The sequence below is a fragment of the Pseudomonas sp. GGS8 genome, assembly GCF_024168645.1.
Classification (GTDB): Bacteria; Pseudomonadota; Gammaproteobacteria; order Pseudomonadales; family Pseudomonadaceae; genus Aquipseudomonas.
This window is the reverse complement of sequence record NZ_JALJWF010000001.1, coordinates 5468104-5490176: the sequence shown is the minus strand read 5'-3', so window position 1 is coordinate 5490176 and position 22073 is coordinate 5468104. Positions and strand designations below refer to the sequence as shown.

General features: G+C 59.0%; 18 protein-coding genes and 1 pseudogene. 11 read left to right on the top strand and 8 right to left on the bottom strand.

Annotated features, from left to right (window positions below):
- Positions 1–42: 42 nt before the first annotated feature.
- Entirely contained in the window at positions 43–4866 is a 4824-nt protein-coding gene (locus tag J3D54_RS24490; protein ID WP_253423781.1) for a M35 family metallopeptidase, read from the bottom strand.
- A 229-nt stretch (positions 4867–5095) separates the two neighbouring features.
- On the opposite strand from J3D54_RS24490, the gene J3D54_RS24485 reads away from it, so the two are divergent.
- Positions 5096–6136, top strand: coding sequence for an Ldh family oxidoreductase (locus J3D54_RS24485; RefSeq protein WP_253423777.1), 1041 nt, complete (start codon positions 5096–5098; stop codon positions 6134–6136).
- A gap of 114 nt (positions 6137–6250) precedes the next feature.
- Here J3D54_RS24485 and J3D54_RS24480 read toward each other — a convergent pair whose 3' ends face one another.
- Positions 6251–6568: a YqjD family protein gene (locus J3D54_RS24480; protein ID WP_253423774.1), complete on the bottom strand. Its 318-nt coding sequence runs from the start codon at positions 6566–6568 to the stop codon at positions 6251–6253.
- Between the two features lie 166 nt (positions 6569–6734).
- Between J3D54_RS24480 and J3D54_RS24475 the strand changes: the two genes are divergently transcribed.
- Positions 6735–6986, top strand: coding sequence for a hypothetical protein (locus J3D54_RS24475; RefSeq protein WP_007983592.1), 252 nt, complete (start codon positions 6735–6737; stop codon positions 6984–6986).
- On the opposite strand, the gene J3D54_RS24470 is transcribed toward J3D54_RS24475, so the two are convergent.
- Positions 6979–7899, bottom strand: coding sequence for a LysR substrate-binding domain-containing protein (locus J3D54_RS24470; protein ID WP_253423771.1), 921 nt, complete (start codon positions 7897–7899; stop codon positions 6979–6981). The two genes, J3D54_RS24475 and J3D54_RS24470, sit on opposite strands and share 8 nt — an antisense overlap.
- Before the next feature lie 85 nt (positions 7900–7984).
- Here J3D54_RS24470 and J3D54_RS24465 point away from each other — a divergent pair, with 85 nt between their 5' ends.
- Positions 7985–8908, top strand: a complete 924-nt coding sequence (locus tag J3D54_RS24465) for a carbon-nitrogen hydrolase family protein (protein WP_253423767.1) — start codon at positions 7985–7987, stop codon at positions 8906–8908.
- Positions 8909–8977: 69 nt separating this feature from the next.
- The gene (locus J3D54_RS24460) at positions 8978–10540 is read left to right on the top strand and encodes an alkaline phosphatase D family protein (RefSeq protein WP_253423764.1); all 1563 of its coding nucleotides are present in this window, start codon (positions 8978–8980) and stop codon (positions 10538–10540) included.
- 7 nt (positions 10541–10547) lie between these two features.
- On the opposite strand, the gene J3D54_RS24455 is transcribed toward J3D54_RS24460, so the two are convergent.
- Together J3D54_RS24455 and J3D54_RS24450 are read right to left on the bottom strand one after the other, a co-directional pair.
- On the bottom strand, positions 10548–11021 hold the full coding sequence (locus tag J3D54_RS24455) for an LEA type 2 family protein (RefSeq protein WP_253423761.1): 474 nt from the start codon (positions 11019–11021) through the stop codon (positions 10548–10550).
- A 55-nt stretch (positions 11022–11076) separates the two neighbouring features.
- Positions 11077–11277, bottom strand: a pseudogene (locus J3D54_RS24450) (xanthine permease XanP); the annotation flags it as partial.
- 230 nt (positions 11278–11507) lie between these two features.
- Here J3D54_RS24450 and J3D54_RS24445 point away from each other — a divergent pair.
- From J3D54_RS24445 to J3D54_RS24430, 4 genes are all read left to right on the top strand, one after another.
- The gene (locus tag J3D54_RS24445; protein ID WP_253423756.1) at positions 11508–12224 is read left to right on the top strand and encodes a YafY family protein; all 717 of its coding nucleotides are present in this window, start codon (positions 11508–11510) and stop codon (positions 12222–12224) included.
- Positions 12225–12276: 52 nt separating this feature from the next.
- Positions 12277–12618, top strand: coding sequence for a nuclear transport factor 2 family protein (locus tag J3D54_RS24440; protein ID WP_253423753.1), 342 nt, complete (start codon positions 12277–12279; stop codon positions 12616–12618).
- Positions 12619–12878: 260 nt separating this feature from the next.
- Positions 12879–13997, top strand: coding sequence for a cell division protein ZapE (zapE, locus tag J3D54_RS24435; protein ID WP_253423750.1), 1119 nt, complete (start codon positions 12879–12881; stop codon positions 13995–13997).
- Between the two features lie 130 nt (positions 13998–14127).
- A complete protein-coding gene (locus J3D54_RS24430) occupies positions 14128–14619 on the top strand; it encodes a GNAT family N-acetyltransferase (RefSeq protein ID WP_253423747.1) in 492 nt (163 codons plus the stop codon).
- Positions 14620–14783: 164 nt separating this feature from the next.
- On the opposite strand, the gene J3D54_RS24425 is transcribed toward J3D54_RS24430, so the two are convergent.
- Together J3D54_RS24425 and J3D54_RS24420 are read right to left on the bottom strand one after the other, a co-directional pair.
- Positions 14784–16529 carry a phosphoethanolamine transferase CptA gene (locus J3D54_RS24425; RefSeq protein ID WP_253423743.1) on the bottom strand — a complete coding sequence of 582 codons (1746 nt, stop codon included), beginning with the start codon at positions 16527–16529 and terminating at the stop codon, positions 14784–14786.
- Positions 16530–16723: 194 nt separating this feature from the next.
- Positions 16724–16906 carry a DUF6026 family protein gene (locus J3D54_RS24420; protein WP_253423739.1) on the bottom strand — a complete coding sequence of 61 codons (183 nt, stop codon included), beginning with the start codon at positions 16904–16906 and terminating at the stop codon, positions 16724–16726.
- Positions 16907–17178: 272 nt separating this feature from the next.
- On the opposite strand from J3D54_RS24420, the gene gnd reads away from it, so the two are divergent.
- From gnd to J3D54_RS24405, 3 genes are read left to right on the top strand one after another with little or no spacing between them, the layout of a single operon-like run.
- The gene (gene gnd, locus J3D54_RS24415) at positions 17179–18159 is read left to right on the top strand and encodes a phosphogluconate dehydrogenase (NAD(+)-dependent, decarboxylating) (protein ID WP_253423736.1); all 981 of its coding nucleotides are present in this window, start codon (positions 17179–17181) and stop codon (positions 18157–18159) included.
- Complete coding sequence (gene zwf / locus J3D54_RS24410) at positions 18156–19679, top strand: glucose-6-phosphate dehydrogenase (protein WP_253423733.1); 1524 nt, start codon at positions 18156–18158, stop codon at positions 19677–19679. Before gnd ends, zwf begins: the two co-directional genes overlap by 4 nt.
- On the top strand, positions 19676–20497 hold the full coding sequence (locus J3D54_RS24405; RefSeq protein WP_253423730.1) for a Cof-type HAD-IIB family hydrolase: 822 nt from the start codon (positions 19676–19678) through the stop codon (positions 20495–20497). The genes zwf and J3D54_RS24405 overlap by 4 nt, the downstream gene beginning before the upstream one ends.
- Positions 20498–20550: 53 nt before the next feature.
- Here J3D54_RS24405 and nhaB read toward each other — a convergent pair whose 3' ends face one another.
- Positions 20551–22053, bottom strand: a complete 1503-nt coding sequence (nhaB, locus tag J3D54_RS24400) for a sodium/proton antiporter NhaB (protein WP_253423727.1) — start codon at positions 22051–22053, stop codon at positions 20551–20553.
- Positions 22054–22073: the final 20 nt, after the last annotated feature.

Here is a 22073-nt window from a genome sequence, read left to right as displayed (position 1 = left end):
GTCATGGCATTTCCCCATCAAAGTGGCACTTATTTTTAGGGATCAAGGAGTGCTGGTATGCAATTCACGCCCTAACTGAGCAATTAACCAGGACACGCTATCGGCGTTGCCGAGTTGCACGGCCAGTCTGGCGTTTGAGTCCCTCATGAAGCGTTTGCGGGCACCGTCCAAAGTCTGTTCACCCGTCAATTTCAAAACATGTTCCAGCTCCCGATCAGTATTCTGGTAAGTGGTACTGCCAAAATCTTCCCATAGCCCGGAATCAGCATTCTCGAGCTTGAACAGTTGATTCAAGGGGGACTTGCTCGATAAAACGGTCCGCTGAACATCAGTCAATGCTTTTCTAAGCTCCTTGGCCCGGGAGCTCGACGTTTCTATCAAGTCGGCAAAAGGTCTGAAAGCGTCGAGATAACCAAGGTCTTCTGTGTCGCACGCAATGTGCGACAGTTCGTGGATCAAGGTGGAGGCGCGGGCATGAGGCCGGATGGGGAAGGATGCATCAGACAGATAATTGCGGTAATGGTCTAAATACGGGAGAAAGAATTTCTCTGCCAGGTAGACTTTTCGATGGCGGTCGGAAGGAATCGTGAACGCGAAAGTACTTTCCCTATCTTTATGGGTTCTCCCGACCACAAACCGCCTGGACTTGGCTTCCCTGAGTGTGGGGTCCAACAAAGCGCCAAAAATATCGCCGACGACTTTTTCGAGCATCTTCACATGCTCAGGCAGCACTGTCGGTACATCGAGAAAATCCATAATGAGCTGATGTACAGGAGTGACCTTGTTACCCGAGGTGTTGAGTAGCTGCAGATTGCGAAAAGCGTTCCAGGCATACGTGGTCGCCAGGTCGAGACTTTCTTCGATCACTCGAGCCCTGACGGGAAACAGCAAGCGGATTTGAGCCATCCCATCGGCTTCGACGTTCATGCCTCCCCTTACTGCAAAAGCTGTCTCCAATCGGTTGAGCATGCTGTAGCGCGGAGCCAGCGCTTTCAAATCCAGCACCCATTGTCTGGAGGCGTTCTGGCGTAGATAGGGACCATGGGCATCGTCGCCGCCGATGCGCCAACGCGCCCCCCGTTTTGCGAGCGGGTATACTTTGCCTTCAACCGGCCCATAGTGTTTTTTTGTCGTCGGATGGGTGTAGAGCCCAAGCGTCGGGTTCAGCGTCAACGAGCCCAGATCGACATCGGGACTCTCATAACGCTGCAAATGAGTGCGTTCGGGAGCGGTGATGTCGACATCTTTCCATTTGAACCGGGTGTCGGGTGTTGCGGGTGTCGACTCGTTCACGGCCGAAGACGGGGGCGTCTGGTTTTCCATCGATTGACGCAAGGTGGCAAGTTGCGCAATGCCGCTGATGAACGCCTTTATCGCGGCGCCCCACTTGTGCGTTTGCAGGTCTTCGGCGGACTGTTTGATGTCCCGGTAACTGCGCCATACCGTGATCGGATAAGCGAGTTTTCCCATGAAAAACGTAAACGCCTGATGCAAGTCCTCACCCAATACATGCTTGATGGTTGCCCATTCGCCCTGAGCATAGTTGTCCGACTGACACCCCAGTAAACGGGCAAGTAACGCAGCATTGTCGTCGAACAAATGCCTGAACAGGTTTCCCTTGACCGGACTGGACGCCAGGGTGACTTCGCTGAGGCGATTATTGGTGTGCGCCATCCGGGTTTCCACCAGGATCCGATCAGGCTGGGGCAGATTCATGAGTACCCAGTTGTGCAGCGCACCCCGGGTCTTCATTTCTGTCACCAGTTGTTGTTCATTTTCATATTCTTTCACCCCATGCCGAGGACTATAGGGCGCTATAAGGACCTGTGATCCTGCACTGTCCGGTGCTGAACCGATCAAATAGAGGCCTGGCACTTTGATTGTCTGCCCGCTCCTGATACCTATGAACTCAAGTGGGCGGATGATCGCCTTCGCACCGTCGACTGCGGCACGGGCGATGGCGTCGGGCATGTCCATGACTTGCCGGATCAGATCAAACCCGGTCTCGCTCAGGCGCTCCTGCAGTTTTTCCGAATGGGCGTAGTGCATCAATTGCCAGGGCAATTGCGTGGCGAACCGCTTTCTGCGATCCGCCGAGCCGACGTGCGTATCGGCAAACGCTGTGCTCAATATCGCTTGCTGATGCTCACCCAGTTTCAGGTTACGTATCAGGTCTTTGATGTAGCTTTGGTCCATGTCTTCAGGAATAGCGGTGGCGTTAAGCGACACCAGTTTGAAGAAGATTTGCTCCAGATCCTTAATGTGGGTCAACGCAAACTCGGTCAGTGTTTGTATCACTGCCCCAGACGTCGGGCGAGGGCTGATGTGTATCTCCACATAGTCTGGATCAATGTCGAAGGCGTCTGCCTTGAGTTGCTTCTGCAATTCATGGTGCGCGGTGCGCGCCAGGGTGCGAATGCCGCTCAGGTAGTCCTTGTCATCGGTGGCGTTATTCAGATATTGCTGAAGCAGTTCGCCGTGCAACATCTGATCTGCGATAGAGGCCTTGGCCAGCCATGCCGGAAGCATTTGCTGGGTTGTCAGGGACCGGGCGATGTCCGTTGCACGTTGTAACCCTGTTTTCGGTTCGCGCAGTGCCACCAGGTTCAGCAGTCTGGATACGTTCGCGACGCGAAGCGGTGTCTTCAGTGCATGCTCGATGGACGTCAGGTCCAGATGGACATAGGGCTTTTGTACATGATCGAAAAAATTGCCGTGCACCCGTTGCAGCGGCGCGAGGTTCACTATCTGCCTGGGCAGTCGCTGGCGGCGTCCGAGGTTTTCCAGCAGCGTGGTGCGTTCATCTTCGTCTTGCAGGCGTCTTTCAAGTTCGCTCAGCAAGGGTTTGAGTGACGGGAATGCTTCGAAGCCAAGCGCCGGTGTCCATACAATAGCCTTGCCCGAATGTGTCGGGTCCAGTCCGCCTCGTTCAGTCAACACAAAACAACTGGCCAGTTTCAATAAGTCGGCGGAGTCGCCCATCTTCAGTGCCAGAGAAAACACGTCGGGCAGAAAGCCGTTCAGTGCGGCGCGCTGCAGGCGCACAGGGGTATCGAGCACCGTTTTGATGATCGCCTGTTCCGTTGCACCTAACGTATGGGCGACTGTTCGCAGTTTGAGTTCACTGCGCAGTGCCGTTGACAGGGTATGGGTGAAACTCGATTGCAAGGCTTCCAGCGACGAACCAACGATACGTTGGGCCTCAGCCACCGTGCGGGTTGCGGCGGGAATGGCAGGGTGGTTTTCAAGGCGTTGTTCGAGCGCCTGTTCGACCGTGGAGAGCAGGCTCAGCTGTTCTTTGGCCGATTCGGCGCGCACGGTGGCCGGTTGCGTGCTCCAGCGCTGGTCCGCTTGTGTGCTCCAGCGCCCTGCGGCGTCGTGAGCCAACAGTCGATCATCGATCAGGCCTCGAACATCCAGTGCTTTGTCGAACAGGGCGTGGGGGTTGAGCGTGCCTTCGCTCTCACGGTAGCGGCTCAAGGCGTAGGTCAGGTTTTGCAATTGCTTGGCAAGCACGTCTGCCATCAGTTGTTCAAACACCGGACCGACAATCGGTTCTCCGATAATCACTGGATCATGGGGGGCCAGGTCAAGAAACGCGCCGCGTTCATCCTGCGACATGAAATTGAGCAGTGTGTCTTCATGGCCTTCGCTTTTCAGCATGCGCAACACGATGCTCTTGATGGCGGGCAGGTCGCTTGTGGCCTCGATGCCTCGGGATTGGGTGTACAGAAAACCGAGGGTATCATCACCGCCGATCATCAAGGTGGAGGCCAGTTCCGCGTAATGCTTGTAGGGAGCGGTGACGCGCACTTTTTCGATACGCAGGGAGGCGCCCGGGGTGGGCGTGAGGCTGACGCTCATCAAGCGCTGGTGTTGCTGCGCGGACAAAATACCTTGCTGGCGTTTGAGCAACAGATTCACATGATAAGTGTCGCGCATGCACTCGGTTAAAAACTCCGAGCGTGATCGTCCGCCGTTCATGGGCGTGTGCCAGAACGTCTTGAGCAGGCTTTGCAGGTGTGGTGTAAAACTTTGCGCGATTTCTGTGATCGCACTTTCCCATATCTGGTTATCGGCGTCGCTGCTCACACCGTGTCGGGGGTGGGAAAAAATCCGGTAGTCGCCAACGGGCCATTGATTGGTCAGGTAATACTGCAGCAGGGCGGCGCCCAGCGGTAGCGCGGACATCTTGTGGCTATATTCGGTATTGTCGAAGGCGGAAGCGGTGCTGATAAAACTCTCCAGTCGCGTATGGCGCTGGTCCAATCCAGGGAAGGACCTGGCCAAGGCAATCTTGAGGGTTTCATCGAGCATCGACTGCAGGGTCGGGGTCTTTATCAGCTCGCCCATCATCGCCTGGATGTTGTGTGCCCCATTGCGTTCGAGGATGGCCTCCTGATCCTGAAATACCGGCCCTTCGATGGCCTGCATCGTGATGTCTGGTGTGGCGGCTGCCCGCACAGCGGTGCGTTGTTCGATTGAGAGGTAGCGCAGTAATTCTCGCTTTCCGGTGTACTGCGCCAGCCACTCCTTGAGTTTGCTTTTCACGTCGTCCATGTCGGCGAATTTGATCAGACCTTTCCAGGGGGTGTAGAGCGTTACCTCGCCACCATTGGGCCGGCTTATGGCAAAGGCACCGGCCAATGGAATGTCGGCCGCGCCGGTCTGGCTTAGAAGCAATCGGTCGACGTGCATAGGTTTGCTGTGTGTCGTGCGCGCTACCTGGGTAGGGAGGTAAACGCCCCTCAACCATTTCAGGTCATCAAGGGTGAAGTTCAGCGCTTTCTCGCGATCACCGGGTTGTCTGGCATTGGATGCACGTTCTGCTTCGTCGAAAAAATACGGCAGTGGTGGAGCAGTCATGATTTTTCCTCGATGGGCCGCGATCGATGGCGATCGCAGGTCGTTGGGTCGAGGGAAAACAGTAGGGCCAATGGAGAGCCCGGGGGCGGTACATATTGCTTGAGCTTATCCTTTGTCGCAGGCTTGACAGGACGCCGGTAAAACAGCGCTTAATCGACGACTTTTTTCGGTTGCCCTGCAACCTCGCTTGACCTGTTGCCCATACCCAATAATAAAACCGGAGCTTCAGATGACCGCATCGCCTGATATGGCCGTCAACTCGAACACCCCAAACCTCGATTTCGACGCGCTCGTTCAATTGCTCGAACAGATTTTCCTGCGCCATGGCACCTCCGCCGATGTCGCCAGAACCTTGGCCCTCAACTGTGCCGGCGCCGAGCGCGACGGGGCGCACAGTCATGGTGTTTTCCGAATTCCCGGCTATGTGTCGACGCTGCGCAGCGGCTGGGTCAATGGTCAGGCCGTGCCAGTGGTCGAGGACGTGGCCTCGGGTTTTGTCCGGGTGGATGCTGGCAATGGATTTGCCCAGCCGGCCCTCGCGGCGGCGCGGCCCTTGCTGGTGGAAAAAGCTCGCAGTGCCGGCATTGCGGTGTTGGCGATCCGCAATTCCCATCACTTCGCTGCCTTGTGGCCGGATGTCGAGCCGTTTGCCGATGAAGGATTGGTGGCGCTGAGCGTGGTCAACAGCATGACCTGCGTGGTGCCGCACGGTGCCGATCGTCCGCTGTTCGGGACCAACCCGATTGCCTTCGCCGCGCCCAGGGCTGACGGTGCGCCGATTGTCTTCGATTTGGCGACCAGCGCCATCGCCCATGGCGACGTGCAGATCGCCGCACGCAAAGGCGAGCGCTTGCCTGCGGGCATGGGGGTGGACAGCTTGGGCCAGCCGACTCAGGACCCGAAAGCCATTCTCGAAGGTGGCGCGTTGCTGCCGTTTGGCGGGCACAAGGGCTCGGCGCTGTCGATGATGGTGGAATTGTTGGCGGCGGCGTTGACCGGCGGCAATTTTTCTTTCGAGTTCGACTGGTCGAACCATCCGGGGGCCAAAACCCCCTGGACCGGGCAACTGCTAATCGTGATCGACCCGAGCAAAGCGGCGGGGCAGAGCTTTGCCGAACGCAGTCAGGAACTGGTCCGGCAGATGCACAGTGTCGGGCTCAAGCGTTTACCGGGTGATCGGCGTCACCTGCAACGCGCCAAAGCCAATGTCGAAGGCATTGCGCTCGATGCCCAGACCCTGGCGGATCTGCGGGAGCTGGCGGGGCTTTGAGACGACACGCGTCTTTTTTGTAGGCGCCAGACTTGCCGGCGAAGGCGGACTTGAGATCGCTTTCGCCGGCAAGCCTGGCGCCTACAGGTAGAGGTCAGATCCCATGTTTCCCGTTCAGCGCCGACCCAACAACAGACCGACCACCAGACCGAAACCCGCAGAGATGGCCACGGTTTGCCATGGATGACCGCCGATATAGGTTTCGGTGGCGTCGACCGCGGGTCTGGTCCGGTCACGAACACTGGTGACCGAGTCCCGGGCCTGCTGGAGTTTCTGGGCGATTTGTCCACGAAGGGTGTCCGCTTCCTCACCGACCAGTGAAGCACTGCTCTTCAGCAGTTTTTCCGACTCTTCGATCAGGGCCTGAAGTTCGCTGAAGACCTGATCCTTGATTTGATCTTCGGCGACTTGATCGATGATTTTGCGGGCCATTGGAGTACTCCTTGCAGGTGAATGGACAGTGAACAATGGAGTCTGCCGCCGTGGCAAAAGTTGCAGCCATTTTGCGCGGTGACTCACCCCTGACGAAAAATCCAGCGCAGGACATTTCTTCCTACAGTGTAAGATGTCGCCTATTTTACGCAGCAGGTAATTCCCCATGAGCTTCAATCTGGCCGACAAACCCCTTGCCGAGCGCGCGGCGCTTGAAGATGAGAAATCCCGTCTGTTCGAACTCTGGCAAAACAACCTGGGCAAAGCCAAGGGCGAAGCCGCACGGTTGTTCGGTGAGCGCGCCAAGCGCAAAGGCAAATGGGCGGAATGGGTTCGCGCCGAACTCGACGGCATGTCGCCCCCGGAATTCGCGAACATGGTTCGCAGTGAAGTCAATCGGCTGATGGCCGCTAAATAAACGCCCCGGAAAAGATCGCGGCAATCGCTTCGCGCACTTTCAACACCACCAGATCGAGCTGCGTACTGGTGCGCCAACCCAATTCGATCGGGTAACGCGGCAGCGCCAGAGGGCAGGGCAGCAACGCCAGTCCACTGAGGGCGGCGATACTTTGCGCCGCATGGGCCGGAATGGTCGCCACCGCCTGACTGCCCTTGAGCAGATACGGCAACGCGGCAAAGTGGGTGGTCGACGCGCAGACCCGTCGACTCAATCCCAACGCGGCGAGGCCTTCATCGGTAATCCCGATAAAACCGCCCGAGGACACCAGGATGTGTTCGCGGGTGACGAATTCCTCAAGGTTGAGGGTCTGCTGCCCCTCGGCCAGGCTGAGGGGGTCCACCAGGCATAGATAATCCCCTTCACCCAGCACCTGACGGCTGAGCAAACGCTCGGCAAACCCGCCTGCGGTGATCGCCAGATCAATGCTGCGTTCCATCAAGGCCCGGGCGACGATCTGGCTGTGGGTCTGGCGAAAGATCAGCCGCAGCTTCGGCGCACGGTGAGAGATTTCTTCGATCAATCGTCGCCCGTAGGCGATTTCGAAATCATCCGACAAACCCACGGTCACCGAGCGCCCGTCGTAATGATGGGCCGCCGGATCGACCATCGCCAGGCTCTGCCGGCATTTGTTCAGTGCATCGCTGACCACTGGTTTCAACTGATTGGCCTTGAGCGTCGGCGCCAGACCTCGGCCGGTGCGCACGAGCAACTGATCGCCATACACCTCGCGCAACCGACGCAATGCCGCACTGACCGCCGATTGCGTCACGCCAAGACGCAGTGCGGCACGGCTTGCGCTGGACTCCTCATGCAAGGCTTCGAAGACTTTGAGCAGGTTGAGATCGACGGTGGCGATATTCATTTGGTTCATATCATTCAGCAGTGACTCGGGCTTTATTCATGATCCGGTGGCGCCGGAGAATGAGCAACCTCTCATTACTGACGGAGCCACCGTAATGCCCAAGTCCATTGTTGCTGCCCTGCAAATCGGCGCCTTGCCCGGAGGCAAGGCTGACACCCTCGAACAAATCCTCGCCTGGGAAACCGCCATAATCGAATCCGGTGCAAAGTTGGTGGTCATGCCCGAGGCGTTGCTCGGTGGCTACCCCAAAGGCGAAAGCTTCGGCACGCAACTCGGCTATCGACTGCCGGAAGGTCGAGAAGCGTTTGCCCGGTATTTCGCCAACGCCATCGACGTGCCCGGTGCCGAGACCGACGCCCTGGCCGGGTTGTCTTCACGCACCGGCGCCAATCTGGTCATCGGCGTGATTGAGCGCGCGGGCAGCACCTTGTACTGCACCGCGCTGTATTTCGACCCGCAGGAGGGGCTGATCGCCAAGCACCGAAAATTGATGCCCACCGGCACCGAGCGACTGATCTGGGGCAAGGGTGACGGCTCGACCTTGCCGGTGCTCGACAGCCAGGTCGGGCGGATCGGCGCAGTGGTGTGTTGGGAAAACATGATGCCGTTGCTGCGTACCGCGATGTACGCCAAAGGCGTGGAGGTCTGGTGTGCGCCGACCGTGGACGAGCGCGAAATGTGGCAGGTCAGCATGCGCCACATCGCCCATGAAGGGCGCTGCTTCGTGGTCAGCGCCTGTCAGGTTCAGGACTCACCGCAAGCCTTGGGTGTGAACATCGCCAACTGGCCGGCGGAGCGCCCGTTGATTGCCGGCGGCAGCGTGATTGTCGGGCCGATGGGCGACATTCTCGCCGGGCCGCTGCGTGGCGAGGCGGGATTGCTGACTGCGGAAATCGACACCGATGACCTGATCCGCGCCCGATACGACTACGACGTGGTCGGGCACTACGCGCGCCCGGACGTGTTTGAGTTGAGCGTTGATGAGCGGGCCAAACCGGGTGTGCGGTTCAACGCATAAACCGTAGGGGGGGTGTGATTGTCGTCTAGTCTGTAGGCGTTCACACCCCCGTCAACGGATGGACCTCCCATGAGTTTGTTATTAGGCCCGATTCTGCAGTTCCGCGGCATCCACAATAATGTCTATAACGTGTCCGCCCTGGTGGTTTTACCCTTGGGCGCGCCATCGCCCACGGTGCAAATACCCAAAGGGGTCACTGCCGACACCCCGTTGGCCATCGCCGATATCCCGTTGCTCAGCCCTCAGTCCCGCGTCTGGCGCATCGATTTCAAAGCGGTGCAGGATCAGGCCGTTGCTACTACTTACACGGTCACGATAGAGGGTGCGCAGGCCAACTTCGTCGTTCCGGCCGAGGGCCAGTCGCCGCGCATTGCCTATGTGTCGTGCAACGGCTTCTCCGACCCCAAGGAGATGGAGAAGGTAGACCGCAACAACGAGCGTTGGGAGCACATGTGGGGCGCTCACCAGGGCAAGCCCTATCATCTGCTGTTGATGGGCGGCGATCAGGTTTACAGCGATGACATGCGCAGCAGTGTGGCGTCCATGAAAACATGGTTCGCCAAACCTTTCGCCGATCGACAAAAGGCTGCTTACAGCAAGGTGATCGAAGCCGATCTGGACAAGTTTTTCGCCAGGCTCTACCTGGAATGCTGGAAACAGCCCGAGATGGCCAGGGTGTTCGGCGCCATTCCAACGGTGATGATGTGGGATGACCATGACATCATCGATGGCTGGGGTTCCTACGATGAGATATTGCATTCCAGCCCGGTGTTCCAGGGGCTGTTTGCCACGGCCAAACGCTACTTCAGGATTTTCCAGCAGCAACTGATCCAGACGCATCCTCATCTCAAACCCTCCGCTGATACCCATCCCTGCGCGATTCCCGGAACCGCTGACGGCTTTCACCTGGGGTTCACCGGCCTGGGCGAATTGGCATTGCTGGTCCCCGACCTGCGCAGCGAACGCACGCCGGATTTGACCACCCCGCAGGCCCAACAAACCCGGGTCATTTCCCCGGTCAGTTGGGATGCGATTTATGCCTGGCTGGACAAGGTCCCTGCGCACAAGCACCTGTTGCTGATGTCGAGTATTCCAGTGGGTTACCTTGATTTACAGGCAGCCGAAAAGGCGCTGGACCTGATGTCGGGGCAACAGGAACTCGAGGACGATTTGCGCGACCACTGGCGAAGCCTGCCGCACCGCAACGAACGCAAGCGCTTGATCATGCGGCTGCTGGATTTCGCCAAAGCTCAATCATGCAAGGTCACGCTGGTGTCCGGCGATGTTCATGTGGCCGGGGCCTGTGTGATCGAATCGAAGTTGCCTCGGCATGGCATTGATGGCGCAGGGAAAATCTACCAATTGATTTCCACCGGCGTCGTGCATCCTGCGCCTGCGGTGCTGGCAGTGCACTTTCTGGAGTCCATCGGTGCGAACCAGGAACAGATCGACTACGGCATCACCGGAACCATGCTGCCCGTCAGCGCAAGAGGGCGTTACCTGATCGCTGCTCGAAACTGGCTGGCGATAGAGCCGGATGAAGGCGGCACCGGCAAGACCCGACTGTGGGCCAACTGGCATATAGAAGGCCTGAAGCATTGTGTGACGCAGGTTATCGACCCCGTGACGTAGTGGGGCATTACCAGGTGGCGTTGGTCGAGCCCGGCAGGCTGAGCTTGCCGCTATCGACAAAACGCAGGGTGCCGAACACGCCGCCCGCCAGTTTGCCCCGAAGCACATACGGCAGATTGTCCAATGCCTGCGTCTGACTCAGCCCGAGGGTCTGACGTAGCACCGAGAAGGCCGAAACGCTCACCGGCACCACGATCACTGCTTCGGAGAATCGTGGGATCGAGCCCGACTGGTCGCTGACGCCGGAGGCGAGTGGTCGGCCGTTGACTTCCAGGTCCAGCGCTACGCCGTTGTAGGCGATCGCGGTTTCGTTGGGATTTTGCACGCGCAGTTTTACCGCGAAACGCACTTCCAGTTCCTGGCTTTGCAGCGGCTCGATACCGACCACATTGATGTGCAGCGGGTCGCGACTGGGGAACAGGGCGCAGGCGCTCAGGGAGAGCAATAGAAGGGATAGGGACAGGGCTAGCAATCTGCGCATGAACATATTCTCGTAAAGAAAAAGGCCGAACCGCTCAAAGCTCGACCTTCGAGCATCACGGACGGTTCAACTGTGCGACAGCCACAGGCGACGCGGGTTCACCGTTGGCCGGAACATCCGGGTTCTGCATCACTTGAAGCACCGAGGCTTGCGGGTCGAACTCGTCCTCTTCCAGCTCGATGAACGCTTGGGGCAGGAAGATATTCAGCACGATAGCGCACAACGCACCGACAGTGATCGGCGATTCGAAGATGTGTCTCGGCGGTGCCTGAAGTCTTGCGCGAGCTGCCGAAGGCGACCGCTCCCACAGGTACGGCGATTATCGGGTGATTTGCGTGCGACTCGTCGCCATGTGATTTGGGCGCGACACAGAACCTGTAGGAGGGAGGCTTGTCTGCGGAGCTTTTCAGGCTGGCATCGCTACTGTCAGTTTCTGACAGCAGCCTCTGCTAAGCTCCCTGACTTCCAGAAAGGAGCCTGCCGACCGTGTCGCGAACCACCCGTTTACTGACCTTGTTACAAGTGCTGCGGGGCAAAAGTCGTCCAGTGACTGCCGCGACATTGGCCAGCGAGCTGGAGATTTCCGAGCGCACGCTGTACCGCGACATCGCTGAACTCACCGCACTCGGTGCGCCGATTTTTGGCGAGGCGGGGATCGGCTATGTGTTGCGCAGCGGTCTGTTTCTACCGCCCCTGATGCTCAATGCCGATGAAACCGAAGCCATCGTGCTCGGTTTGCGCTACGTGGATCAGCGTGGCGATGAAGTCTTGAGCAAAGCCGCGGCCGATGCCCTGGCAAAGATCGCCGCCGTGCTCGACCCTAAGGCCCAGGACGCCTTACGCAACCCGACGGTGCTGCCGGGCCCGCCGGGTTGTGGCTATCCGAAAAATGCCGTGCCGTTGAATGTGTTTCGTCAGGCCATCCGCGATCAGGCCAAGCTGCACATCGATTACGCGGACGCCAACCAGGTACCCAGTCAACGGCTGATCTGGCCCCTGGCCCTGGGGTTTCTCAATGAGGTGCGGATTATCGTCGCCTGGTGTGAGTTGCGCAGTGCTTATCGCACGTTCCGTACCGACCGGATCTCGGCCGCCAGTGAACAAGGTGAGCGCTATCCAGGGCGGCGCAGCGACCTGTTGCGCACCTGGCGCAAGCAGATGCAACTGGATGAAACAGGGCGTTTCACTCCTGACAAGAACTGACACTGGCTTGTTTTAGCATCGCTCCAGAATCAACTCACAAGGAGCCGTAAACATGTCCCATCCAGCCCCTTCACTGGCCCCCGCCATTGCCGCCTACATTGCTGCAGCCAATGCTCGCGACACCTCGAGGGTCGCCAGTTTTTTCGCTGAGGATGCCAACGTGTTCGATGAGGGGCAGCATCAGGTCGGCACCCAAGCCATCGCCCAATGGATGCAAGACACGGCGCAACGTTATCAGCCGCGGGTCGAGGTGCTCGACGTTCAACTGCGCACCGGCAAAGTGCTGGTGCACAACCTGATTTCCGGCACCTTTCCCGGTAGCCCGCTGGAACTGCGTTACATGTTCCGACTCAATGAGCAGGGCAAGATCGCCCGTCTGGACATCTCGCTGTAACCCGCCGCTGCGTAACGGCGCTGAACCTGTGGGAACGAGCCATTGTGGCGAGGGGGCTTGCCCCCGTTGGGGTGCGAAGCGCCCCCAGCATTTCAAAGTTAACCGCATGTAAAGGATTTACGACTGCTTCGCAGCCGAACGGGGCGGTGCGGTGTTCCGACAAGCACCCTCGCCACACAAGCCCGCTTGTGTCTTGCGCAGGAATTAGACTGACGGGTATCGGGCTTCGCCAGCCGCCCCGGAGACGTATACTGCCGCGCATGAATGTCGACTCTCCCTTAAGCGCCTGGCAACACGCCATCGAACAGAAGGGCTTCGTCCAGGACGAAGCCCAGGAACAGGCCGTGTGGGCGCTGCAAAAATGCCACGAAGCCTTGCAGGAAGGCCGCGCGCCCATTACCGGCGTGTACCTCTGGGGTCCGGTCGGGCGGGGCAAGACTTGGTTGATGGATCAGTTCTATCAAAACCTGCGCGTCCCGGCCCGGCGGCAGCACTTTCACCACTTCATGGGCTGGGTGCATCAGCGCTCCTTCCAATTGACCGGCACCGCCGACCCGCTGAAGGCCCTGGCCCGCGAGCTGAGCCAGGAAGTGCGGGTGTTGTGTTTCGATGAACTGTTCGTCAACGATATCGGTGACGCGATCATTCTCGGGCGTTTGTTTCAGGTGATGTTCGAGCAAGGGGTGGTAGTGGTCTGCACCTCCAACCAACCGCCGGATCAGCTGTACGCCGATGGTTTCAACCGCGACCGCTTCGTGCCGGCGATTACCGCGATCAAGCAACACATGCAGGTGATCGCGGTGGATGGCGGGGAAGATCATCGTCTGCATCCCGGCGCCGGTCTGCAGCGTTACTGGGTGAACGTTCCGGGTCAGCCCGGTGCCCTCGGCGACGTATTCAAGGCCTTGACCATCGGCCAGTCGCTGTCCAGTGATCCGGTGAACATCGGTTACCGTTCGGTCACTGTCATGCAGGCCAGTCGAACTGTGCTCTGGTGCCGTTACGCCGAGGTTTGCGAGCAGCCTTTTGCCGCCATGGACTTCATGGCGCTGTGCGACACCTTCAGCGCGATTCTGTTGAGTGACGTGCCCAATCTCAGCGCGCAAAAACGCGAAGGGCGCATCGCCCGCGGCACTGAAGACGGTGTCGAGCGGGTGGCGGCGGGGGATCGTGAGTTGCCGCAATTGTCGGTGCATGACGACGGCGTGCGGCGGTTCATTGCCCTGGTGGACGAATGCTATGACCGCAAGGTGCCGCTGTACCTCGAAGCGCAGGTGCCCATGGAAGCGTTGTACACCGAGGGCTATCTGGAATTCCCGTTTCGCCGCACCCTCAGCCGTTTGCAGGAGATGCAGCTAAAACGCTTTGCCGAGGCTTGATGTTCGGGAGAAGGTGCAACGGGGCGAGAGGATCCGGTTGTCGGCACCCCGGCGCTCGCGATATGGTCGCAGGACCTTTCAGTGCGCAAGAAGCGAACTGGGGCAACTTCATGTGTGATCGAGGGTGGAAATGGAATCCGCAGAAATTCTTGTGCTTCAGGCCAGCTACACCAACCCGGTGCATGCCGAGGCGATTGGTCTTGTATTGAATCACTACGCCGAAGATCCGATGGGTGGCGGTCAGCCATTGCGCGCTGCCGTGTTGCAACAACTGCCGGGGGAACTGGCCAAACGGCCGCATGCTTTCAGTGTCTTGGCGTTTGTCGGCGGCGAGCCGGCAGGGCTGGTCAATTGCTTCGAAGGCTTTTCGACCTTTGCCTGTCGGCCGTTGGTCAACGTGCACGATGTGGTTGTGGTGTCGAAGTTTCGCGGGTTGGGGTTGAGCCAGAAGATGCTGCACAAAGTCGAGGACATCGCACGTCAGCGCGGCTGCTGCAAAATCACCCTGGAAGTATTGGAAGGCAATCCAGTGGCCCAGGCGTCTTATGGCAAATTCGGTTTTTCGCCAGGTATGTTCGACCCGGCGCACGGCCGGATGCTGTTCTGGACCAAAGCGCTTTAGTCCGCCACCCGCAATCTCTGTGGGAGCGGCGGTGCGGCGATCCGACTTGCCCGCGAAAGCGGTATGTCAGGCAACATCAATGTTGATTTTGCCGACGCCTTCGCGGGCAAGCCCGCTCCCACAGATTCCGCGCCTGGCATTAGTCCAGGACGCCCCTCAAAGATTTACTGCTGAACAACCGCCGGGGCGACAGGCGCGACTTTGGGTTTCATCAGGCTGAAGTCGATCAACGGCCGCTGCTCACGTTCGTAAGGGTTGCCGATCATCAATGGCCGAGGCTTGAAGCTGTCGCTGACCAGGCTTTTACTGCGGTCCAGTTCATCGAAACTCAGGCCGGCCAGGTCCGCCCAGGTGTGAATCAGCTGGGAACTGCTGTACGGCCGACCCAGATCAGCGGCAAAACTCCAGTCATGGGTTTCGCGCCATTTCGGCGAAGCCCAAGCCATGAATGGAATGGTGTACATCGGCGCGGTCGGCTTGTTCTCGTTGCGGCCCAGGGTGTTGTGGCCAGCGGAGTCGAAGACGTCTTCACCGTGGTCGGAGAGGTACAGCAGGAAGCCGTTCGGGTCAGTCTTGGCGTAGTCCTTGATCAGGCTCGAGACCACGAAGTCGTTGTACAGCACCGCGTTGTCATAGCTGTTGTACGTCGGCACCTGATCGTCACGCAGGCCGTCCGGCACGCCTTTGCGGTCGGTGAACTTGTCAAACGTCGGCGGGTAACGGTACTGATAGCTCATGTGCGTGCCGAGCAAATGCACGACGATCAGCTTGCGTGGCGCCGCATCGGCCAGCGCCTTGTTGAACGGCTCGATCACATCGCCATCGTACTGAGCGGCGTTCTGGTTGCGGTTGTTGTTCAGGTACACCTGCTCGTTGGCCTGTTCGGAGAAGGTCGTGAGCATGGTGTTGCGCTTGGTCATGGTCTGCTGGTTGGTGATCCAGAAGGTTTTGTAACCCGCCTGTTTCATCATGCTGACCAATGACGGCGTCGTCAGGTAGAGGTCCGGGTTTTCCTCGTCGGCGAACGTCAGCACCTGCTGTAGCGCTTCGATGGTGTAGGGGCGTGGGGTAATGACGTTATCGAAAACCGCCAGTTGGTCCTTGAGCTTATCCAGTTCCGGGGTGGTTTCCCGCGGGTAGCCGTACAGGCTCATGCGCTGACGGTTGGTGGACTCGCCGATCACCAGCACCAGGGTCGCCGGCTGATTGGCCATCGAATCGGTGAAGTTCTTCAGCGGCGGGATCTTGCTGGCGCTGTCGAGCATGCCTTGCATGCTGGCCAGGGTATCGAGGTAGCGGTGATAGGCCACGGCCATCTGCCACGGCACCGCGGGCTCGATGCGGGTTTCGAATTTCTCGAAACCTTCCGCCAGGCTGCCGGTGTGTGCGGTCTGCTTGATCAGCGGGTAACCGATCACGGCCAACAGAATAGCCGTCGCCGCAATCAGCGCCTGGGCGCGAGGCAGGTACACCGGGCGCACGCGGGTCCAAAGGAAATACGCGAACGCGGTGTGGGCGAGGAACGCCAGCACCATCCACCAGGCAAAATATTGCGTCATGTACTCGCCGGCTTCAGACACGTTCGATTCGAACATGATGAAGATGACGCTCTGGGAAAATTCCTGCTGATAGATGAAGAAATAACCCAGGCTGGCCATCGAACAAACCCACAGCACCACGCCGATCAGCGCGGCCATCACACGAGTTTGTTTGGGGAACAACAGCATCGGCGCGAGCCAGAGGGCGCTCATCACAAAAGCCTGGCGGAACCCGGTAAAACCGGAAGTGCCCGTCAGTTGAATCAGAAGTTGGGTGATGCCGGAGAAATACCAGAAGAACAGAAATAACCAGAGAAATCCTGCCCAATCGAAACCATTCGCAGACGTATTGCTGCGTTTAAGCAAAGCCATTCAAAACTCCAGCCTGATGATCGGCCGTCGGCACTCTCCTTGTCGCAGACGAACAAACGCCGCTCGGATACCGAGCGGCCACAATGAACCGAAGTATCAACAAGCAGGTGTGAAAACTTTGTGAGTGTGCCGCAGCGGGCAGGATTGCAACGAGTCAGAAACAGCGGTGGCTGCTTCCGACTCACGCGAGGAGATCAGGCGTGGGGAGCACGTAGGGTGATAGGCAAGGGCTGAGCCTGATTGCCTTGGGTCAGCAGGCGCAATTGCGCGACTTCCCGTTTCAACTGATCGCGCTCGTCTTTCAACTGGCGCAGTTCATCGCGACGGATCGTGACGTACAGGGTTTGTGCAGGCAGTGCTGTGTGTACGGTGCCCATTGCTCACCTCGCAAATGGCGGTATCAACTGTAAGTCGGCTCCCGAGACCGGGTGCTCTCTTACTATCGGCGCCAATCTTGATTTCTTTTGCCCTTGAAGGGAACTTTTTTATTTTTCATGGTCGTTGTGTCTTCGGCACGATTCCCGACGTTATCAGTCTGGATCGGGCACAATGTCCGGAAACTTCATCCCGCCGCTCTGGACTAACCTTCACTAGTCGCGTTGGGCTATAACCTTAGACACACTTTATTTGTAGTAGGGAGCATCAGTACATGCAACTCGGGATTATTGGACTGGGCCGCATGGGCGGTAATATTGCGCGGCGCCTGATGCTCAACGGGCACACCACCGTGGTTTACGACCGCAATACCGCCTTTATCGAGACCCTGGCCGAAGAAGGCGCCACCGGTGTTGCTGAATTGCCGGCGCTGGTCGCTGGCCTGGCCAAGCCTCGCGCGGTGTGGGTCATGCTGCCCGCTGGCGCACCGACCGAAGACACCATCGACACCCTGAGCACCTTGCTTGAAGCGGGCGATACCATCATCGATGGCGGCAACACCTTCTATAAGGACGATATTCGTCGGGCCAAAACCCTGTCGGAAAAAGGCCTGCATTACATCGACGTCGGCACCTCCGGCGGCGTCTGGGGCCTGGAGCGTGGTTACTGCATGATGATCGGCGGCGATGCCGAGACGGTTAAGCGTCTTGACCCGTTGTTCGAATCCTTGGCCCCGGGCCTGGGCGACATCCCGCGCACCAAGGATCGCAAGTCCGATGACGATCGCGCCGAGCGCGGTTACATCCACGCAGGCCCCGCCGGCGCCGGCCACTTCGTCAAAATGATCCATAACGGTATCGAGTACGGCATGATGCAGGCCTTCGCCGAAGGCTTCGACATCCTCAAGACCAAGTCCAGCGAAAGCCTGCCAGAAGATCAGCGCTTCGACCTGAACGTCGCCGACATCGCCGAAGTCTGGCGTCGTGGCAGCGTGGTCTCGTCCTGGCTACTCGACCTGACTGCCGATGCCCTGGCCAGCGACCCCAAACTTGACGGTTATTCCGGCTCGGTGGCTGACAGCGGTGAAGGTCGCTGGACCATCGAAGCCGCCATGGAGCAATCGGTGCCCGTGCCGGTGCTGTCGAACTCGCTGTTCTCCCGTTACCGTTCGCGCGGGCAAGGCACCTTTGGCGACAAGATTCTCTCGGCCCAGCGCTTCGGCTTCGGCGGCCATGTGGAGACTCCGAAAAAATGACCCATGTGATCCGCAGGAAATCCAAGGCAGAACCCGCGCCGCCCACCACGCTGTTTCTGTTCGGCGCCCATGGCGATCTGGTCAAGCGTCTGCTGATGCCGGCGCTGTACAACCTGAGTCGCGACGGTTTGCTGGGGAATGGACTGCGGATCGTCGGCGTTGATCACAACGCCATCAGTGACGAAGCCTTTGCCAAAAAACTCGAAGACTTCATTCGGGCAGAAGTGGCGGCCAAGGTCGGCAAGGGCGATCACGCCCTTGATCCGGCGTTGTGGGCCAAACTGGCCAAACACATCAGCTACGTCCAGGGCGACTTTCTGGATGAGCGCACCTATGACGCCCTGGCGGCGAAAATCGACGCCAGCGGCACCGGTAACGCCGTCTTCTACCTGGCCACCGCCCCGCGCTTTTTCAGCGAAGTGGTGCGGCGTCTCGGCGCTGCCGGATTGTTGCAAGAAGCCCCCGATGCGTTCAGAAGGGTGGTGATCGAAAAGCCTTTCGGCTCGGATCTGTACACCGCCGAAGCCTTGAACGCGTGCTTGCTCAAAGTGATGACGGAAAAGCAGATCTACCGGATCGATCACTATCTGGGCAAGGAAACCGTGCAGAACATTCTGGTCAGCCGGTTCTCCAACAGCCTGTTCGAAGCCTTCTGGAACAACCATTACATCGACCACGTACAAATCACCGCCGCCGAAACCGTCGGTGTGGAAACCCGTGGCAGTTTTTATGAGGTCACCGGCGCTCTTCGGGACATGGTGCCCAATCACCTGTTCCAATTGTTGGCGATGGTGGCCATGGAACCACCGGCGGCGTTTGGCGCCGATGCGGTACGCGGCGAGAAGGCCAAAGTCATCGGCGCGATTCGCCCCTGGTCGACCGAGGAAGCGCGAGCCAACTCAGTGCGCGGCCAATATACCGCCGGCGAGATCGATGGCAATCGGTTGCCCGGTTATCGTCAGGAAACCAACGTCGCGCCCGACAGCACCACTGAAACCTATGTCGCGCTCAAAGTGATGATCGACAACTGGCGCTGGGTCGGTGTGCCGTTCTACCTGCGTACCGGCAAGCGCATGAGCGTACGCGACACCGAGATCGTCATTTGCTTCAAGCCGGCGCCGTATGCGCAGTTCCGCGACACCGAGGTCGAAGAGTTGCAGCCGACCTACCTGCGGATCCAGATCCAGCCCAACGAAGGCATGTGGTTCGACCTGCTGGCCAAGCGGCCGGGGCCGGCGTTGAACATGGCCAATATCGAGCTGGGCTTTGCCTACAAGGATTTCTTTGAAATGCAGCCCTCCACCGGCTACGAAACCTTGATCTACGATTGCCTCACCGGCGATCAGACGCTGTTCCAGCGTGCCGACAACATCGAGAACGGCTGGCGCGTCGTGCAGCCGTTCCTCGACGCCTGGCAGCAGGATGCAACCGTGGAGAGCTATGCGGCCGGCGAAGACGGACCCAAGACCGCTGACGAGCTGCTGACCCGCGACGGTCGCGTCTGGCACAGCCTCGGATGAGGGACGTCACGCAACAACCCATCCGTTTTCTGCTCAGTGACATGGACGGCACGTTGTTGCTGCCCGATCACAGCCTCAGCCGGCGCACCATCGATGCCGTCCGCGCCTTGCGTGACGCCGGCGTGCTGTTCAGCCTGGCCACCGGACGTCCGCCCAAAGCCATGTTGCAGCAGATCGAAGCCCTGGGCGTTGATTTGCCAACGGCGGCGTTCAATGGCGGCACAATCGTCAACCCGGACGGCAGTTTGCTGGTTGCGCATTATTTGCCGGCAACGGCGGCGCTGACGGCTTTGGCGCTATTTGCCGATCAGCCGGACATTGAAGTCTGGGTGTTCAGTGGTGGCGACTGGCTGTTGAAGGACCCGTATGGCCCGATGGTCCCGCGAGAACAACATGGCCTGGGTTATCCGCCGGTGGTGGTCGAGACTTTCGAGCCTTGTCTGACACGGATCGACAAGATCGTCGCTGCCAGCAATAACACCGAATTGTTGATGGAGCTGGAAGCGCGGTTGCTGCCCAAGGTCGAAGGGCAGGCGCAGGTGTCGCGTTCGCAACCGGTCTATCTGGACGTGACCGCGATGCAGGCCAACAAGGGCGCAGCATTGGCGACGCTGGCTGAGTTTCTCGGGGTGTCGCTGGAACAGACCGCCGCCATGGGTGACGGCGGCAATGACCCGGCGATGTTTCATCGGGCCGGGTTGTCGATCGCCATGGGGCAGGCGGAAGAGGCAGTGAAGCGTCAGGCCGACGTGGTGACCGGAGCCAACACCGAAGACGGCGCGGCCCAGGCGATCGAGCGATACATCCTCCCTCGATAAGCACGCAAAACCAATGTGGGAGCGAGCAGGCTCGCTCCCACATTTAGTCGGTGTTACAACCAATAACTCACCGCATACCAGCCCAGCACACCCATCACTACGGTGTAAGGCAATGCCATCCACACCATTCGCCCGTACGACAGACGAATCAGCGGTGCAATCGCCGAGGTCAGCAGGAACAGGAACGCTGCCTGACCATTGGGTGTCGCCACGCTCGGCAGATTCGTGCCGGTGTTGATCGCAATCGCCAGGGTTTCAAAGTGCTCGCGGCTCATATGGCCGGAGATGAATGCCTGTTTCACTTCGGTGATGTAAATGGTCGCGACGAACACGTTGTCACTGATGGCCGACAGCAAGCCGTTGGCAATAAACAGCATGCCCGGCTGTTGATCCGCCGGCAGCGTTAACACCCACTGGATCAGCGGCGCGAACAGTTGCTGATCGTGAATCACCGCCACCACGGCGAAAAACACCACCAGCAGTGAGGTGAACGGCATGGCGTCCTTGAAGGCGTTGCCCAGGCGGTGCTCGTCGGTGATACCGGTGAACGCGGTGATCAGCACGATCACCGTCAAACCGATCAAGCCGACTTCGGCCACGTGAAACGCCAACCCGGCAATCAGAATCAGCGCCGCCGCCCCTTGAACCAGCAACGCAGCACGCTGACGCGAAGTACGCTCGGCGTTGTCTTCGGCGGCGTAATTGGCCAGCACCGTACGCACGTTATCCGGCAGTAGCGTGCCATAACCGAACCAGCACAGTTTTTCCAGCAGCACACAGGTCACCAGGCCCGCCGCCAGCACCGGCAACGACACCGGGGCGATCTTCAGAAAGAACTCGGCGAAGTGCCAGCCCATCTCATGGCCGATCAGCAGGTTTTGCGGCTCGCCGACCAGCGTGCAAACACCCCCCAACGCTGTGCCGACCGCCCCGTGCATCAGCAGGCTGCGCAGGAAGGCGCGGAATTGTTCGAGGTCGGCATGGTGGAGGGTGGGCAAATGCTGGTCATCGGCGAACTCGCTTTCTTGACGCGGATCGTTGCCCGAGGCGACGCGGTGATACACCGAATAGAACCCCACGGCCGCGCTGATGATGACCGCGGTCACGGTCAATGCATCGAGAAACGCTGAGAGAAATGCGGACAGGAAACAGAACATCAACGCCAGCAGCGCCTTGGAGCGAACCCCCAGCAGCAGACGCGAGAACAGAAACAGCAGCAGGTCTTTCATGAAATAGATGCCCGCCACCATGAACATCAGCAGCAGGATCACCGGAAAATTGTGCACCAGTTCGTCATAGAGCGCCTGGGGTGTGGTCATTTTCAGCAGCAGTGCTTCGATCAGCAGCAACCCGCCGGGCATCAGCGGGTAACACTTGAGCGCCATGGCCAGGGTGAAGATGAACTCCAGCACCAACAACCAGCCGGCCGCCACCGGACCGATCGTCCACAACACCAGAGCGTTGAGAATCAGGAATCCGATAATGCTTGCTTTGTACCAGCGGGGTGAATGCCCAAGAAAATTGTGTGCGAAGGCCTGGGCCATTGAGCCGGACATCGGCTACTCCTTGTATGAAG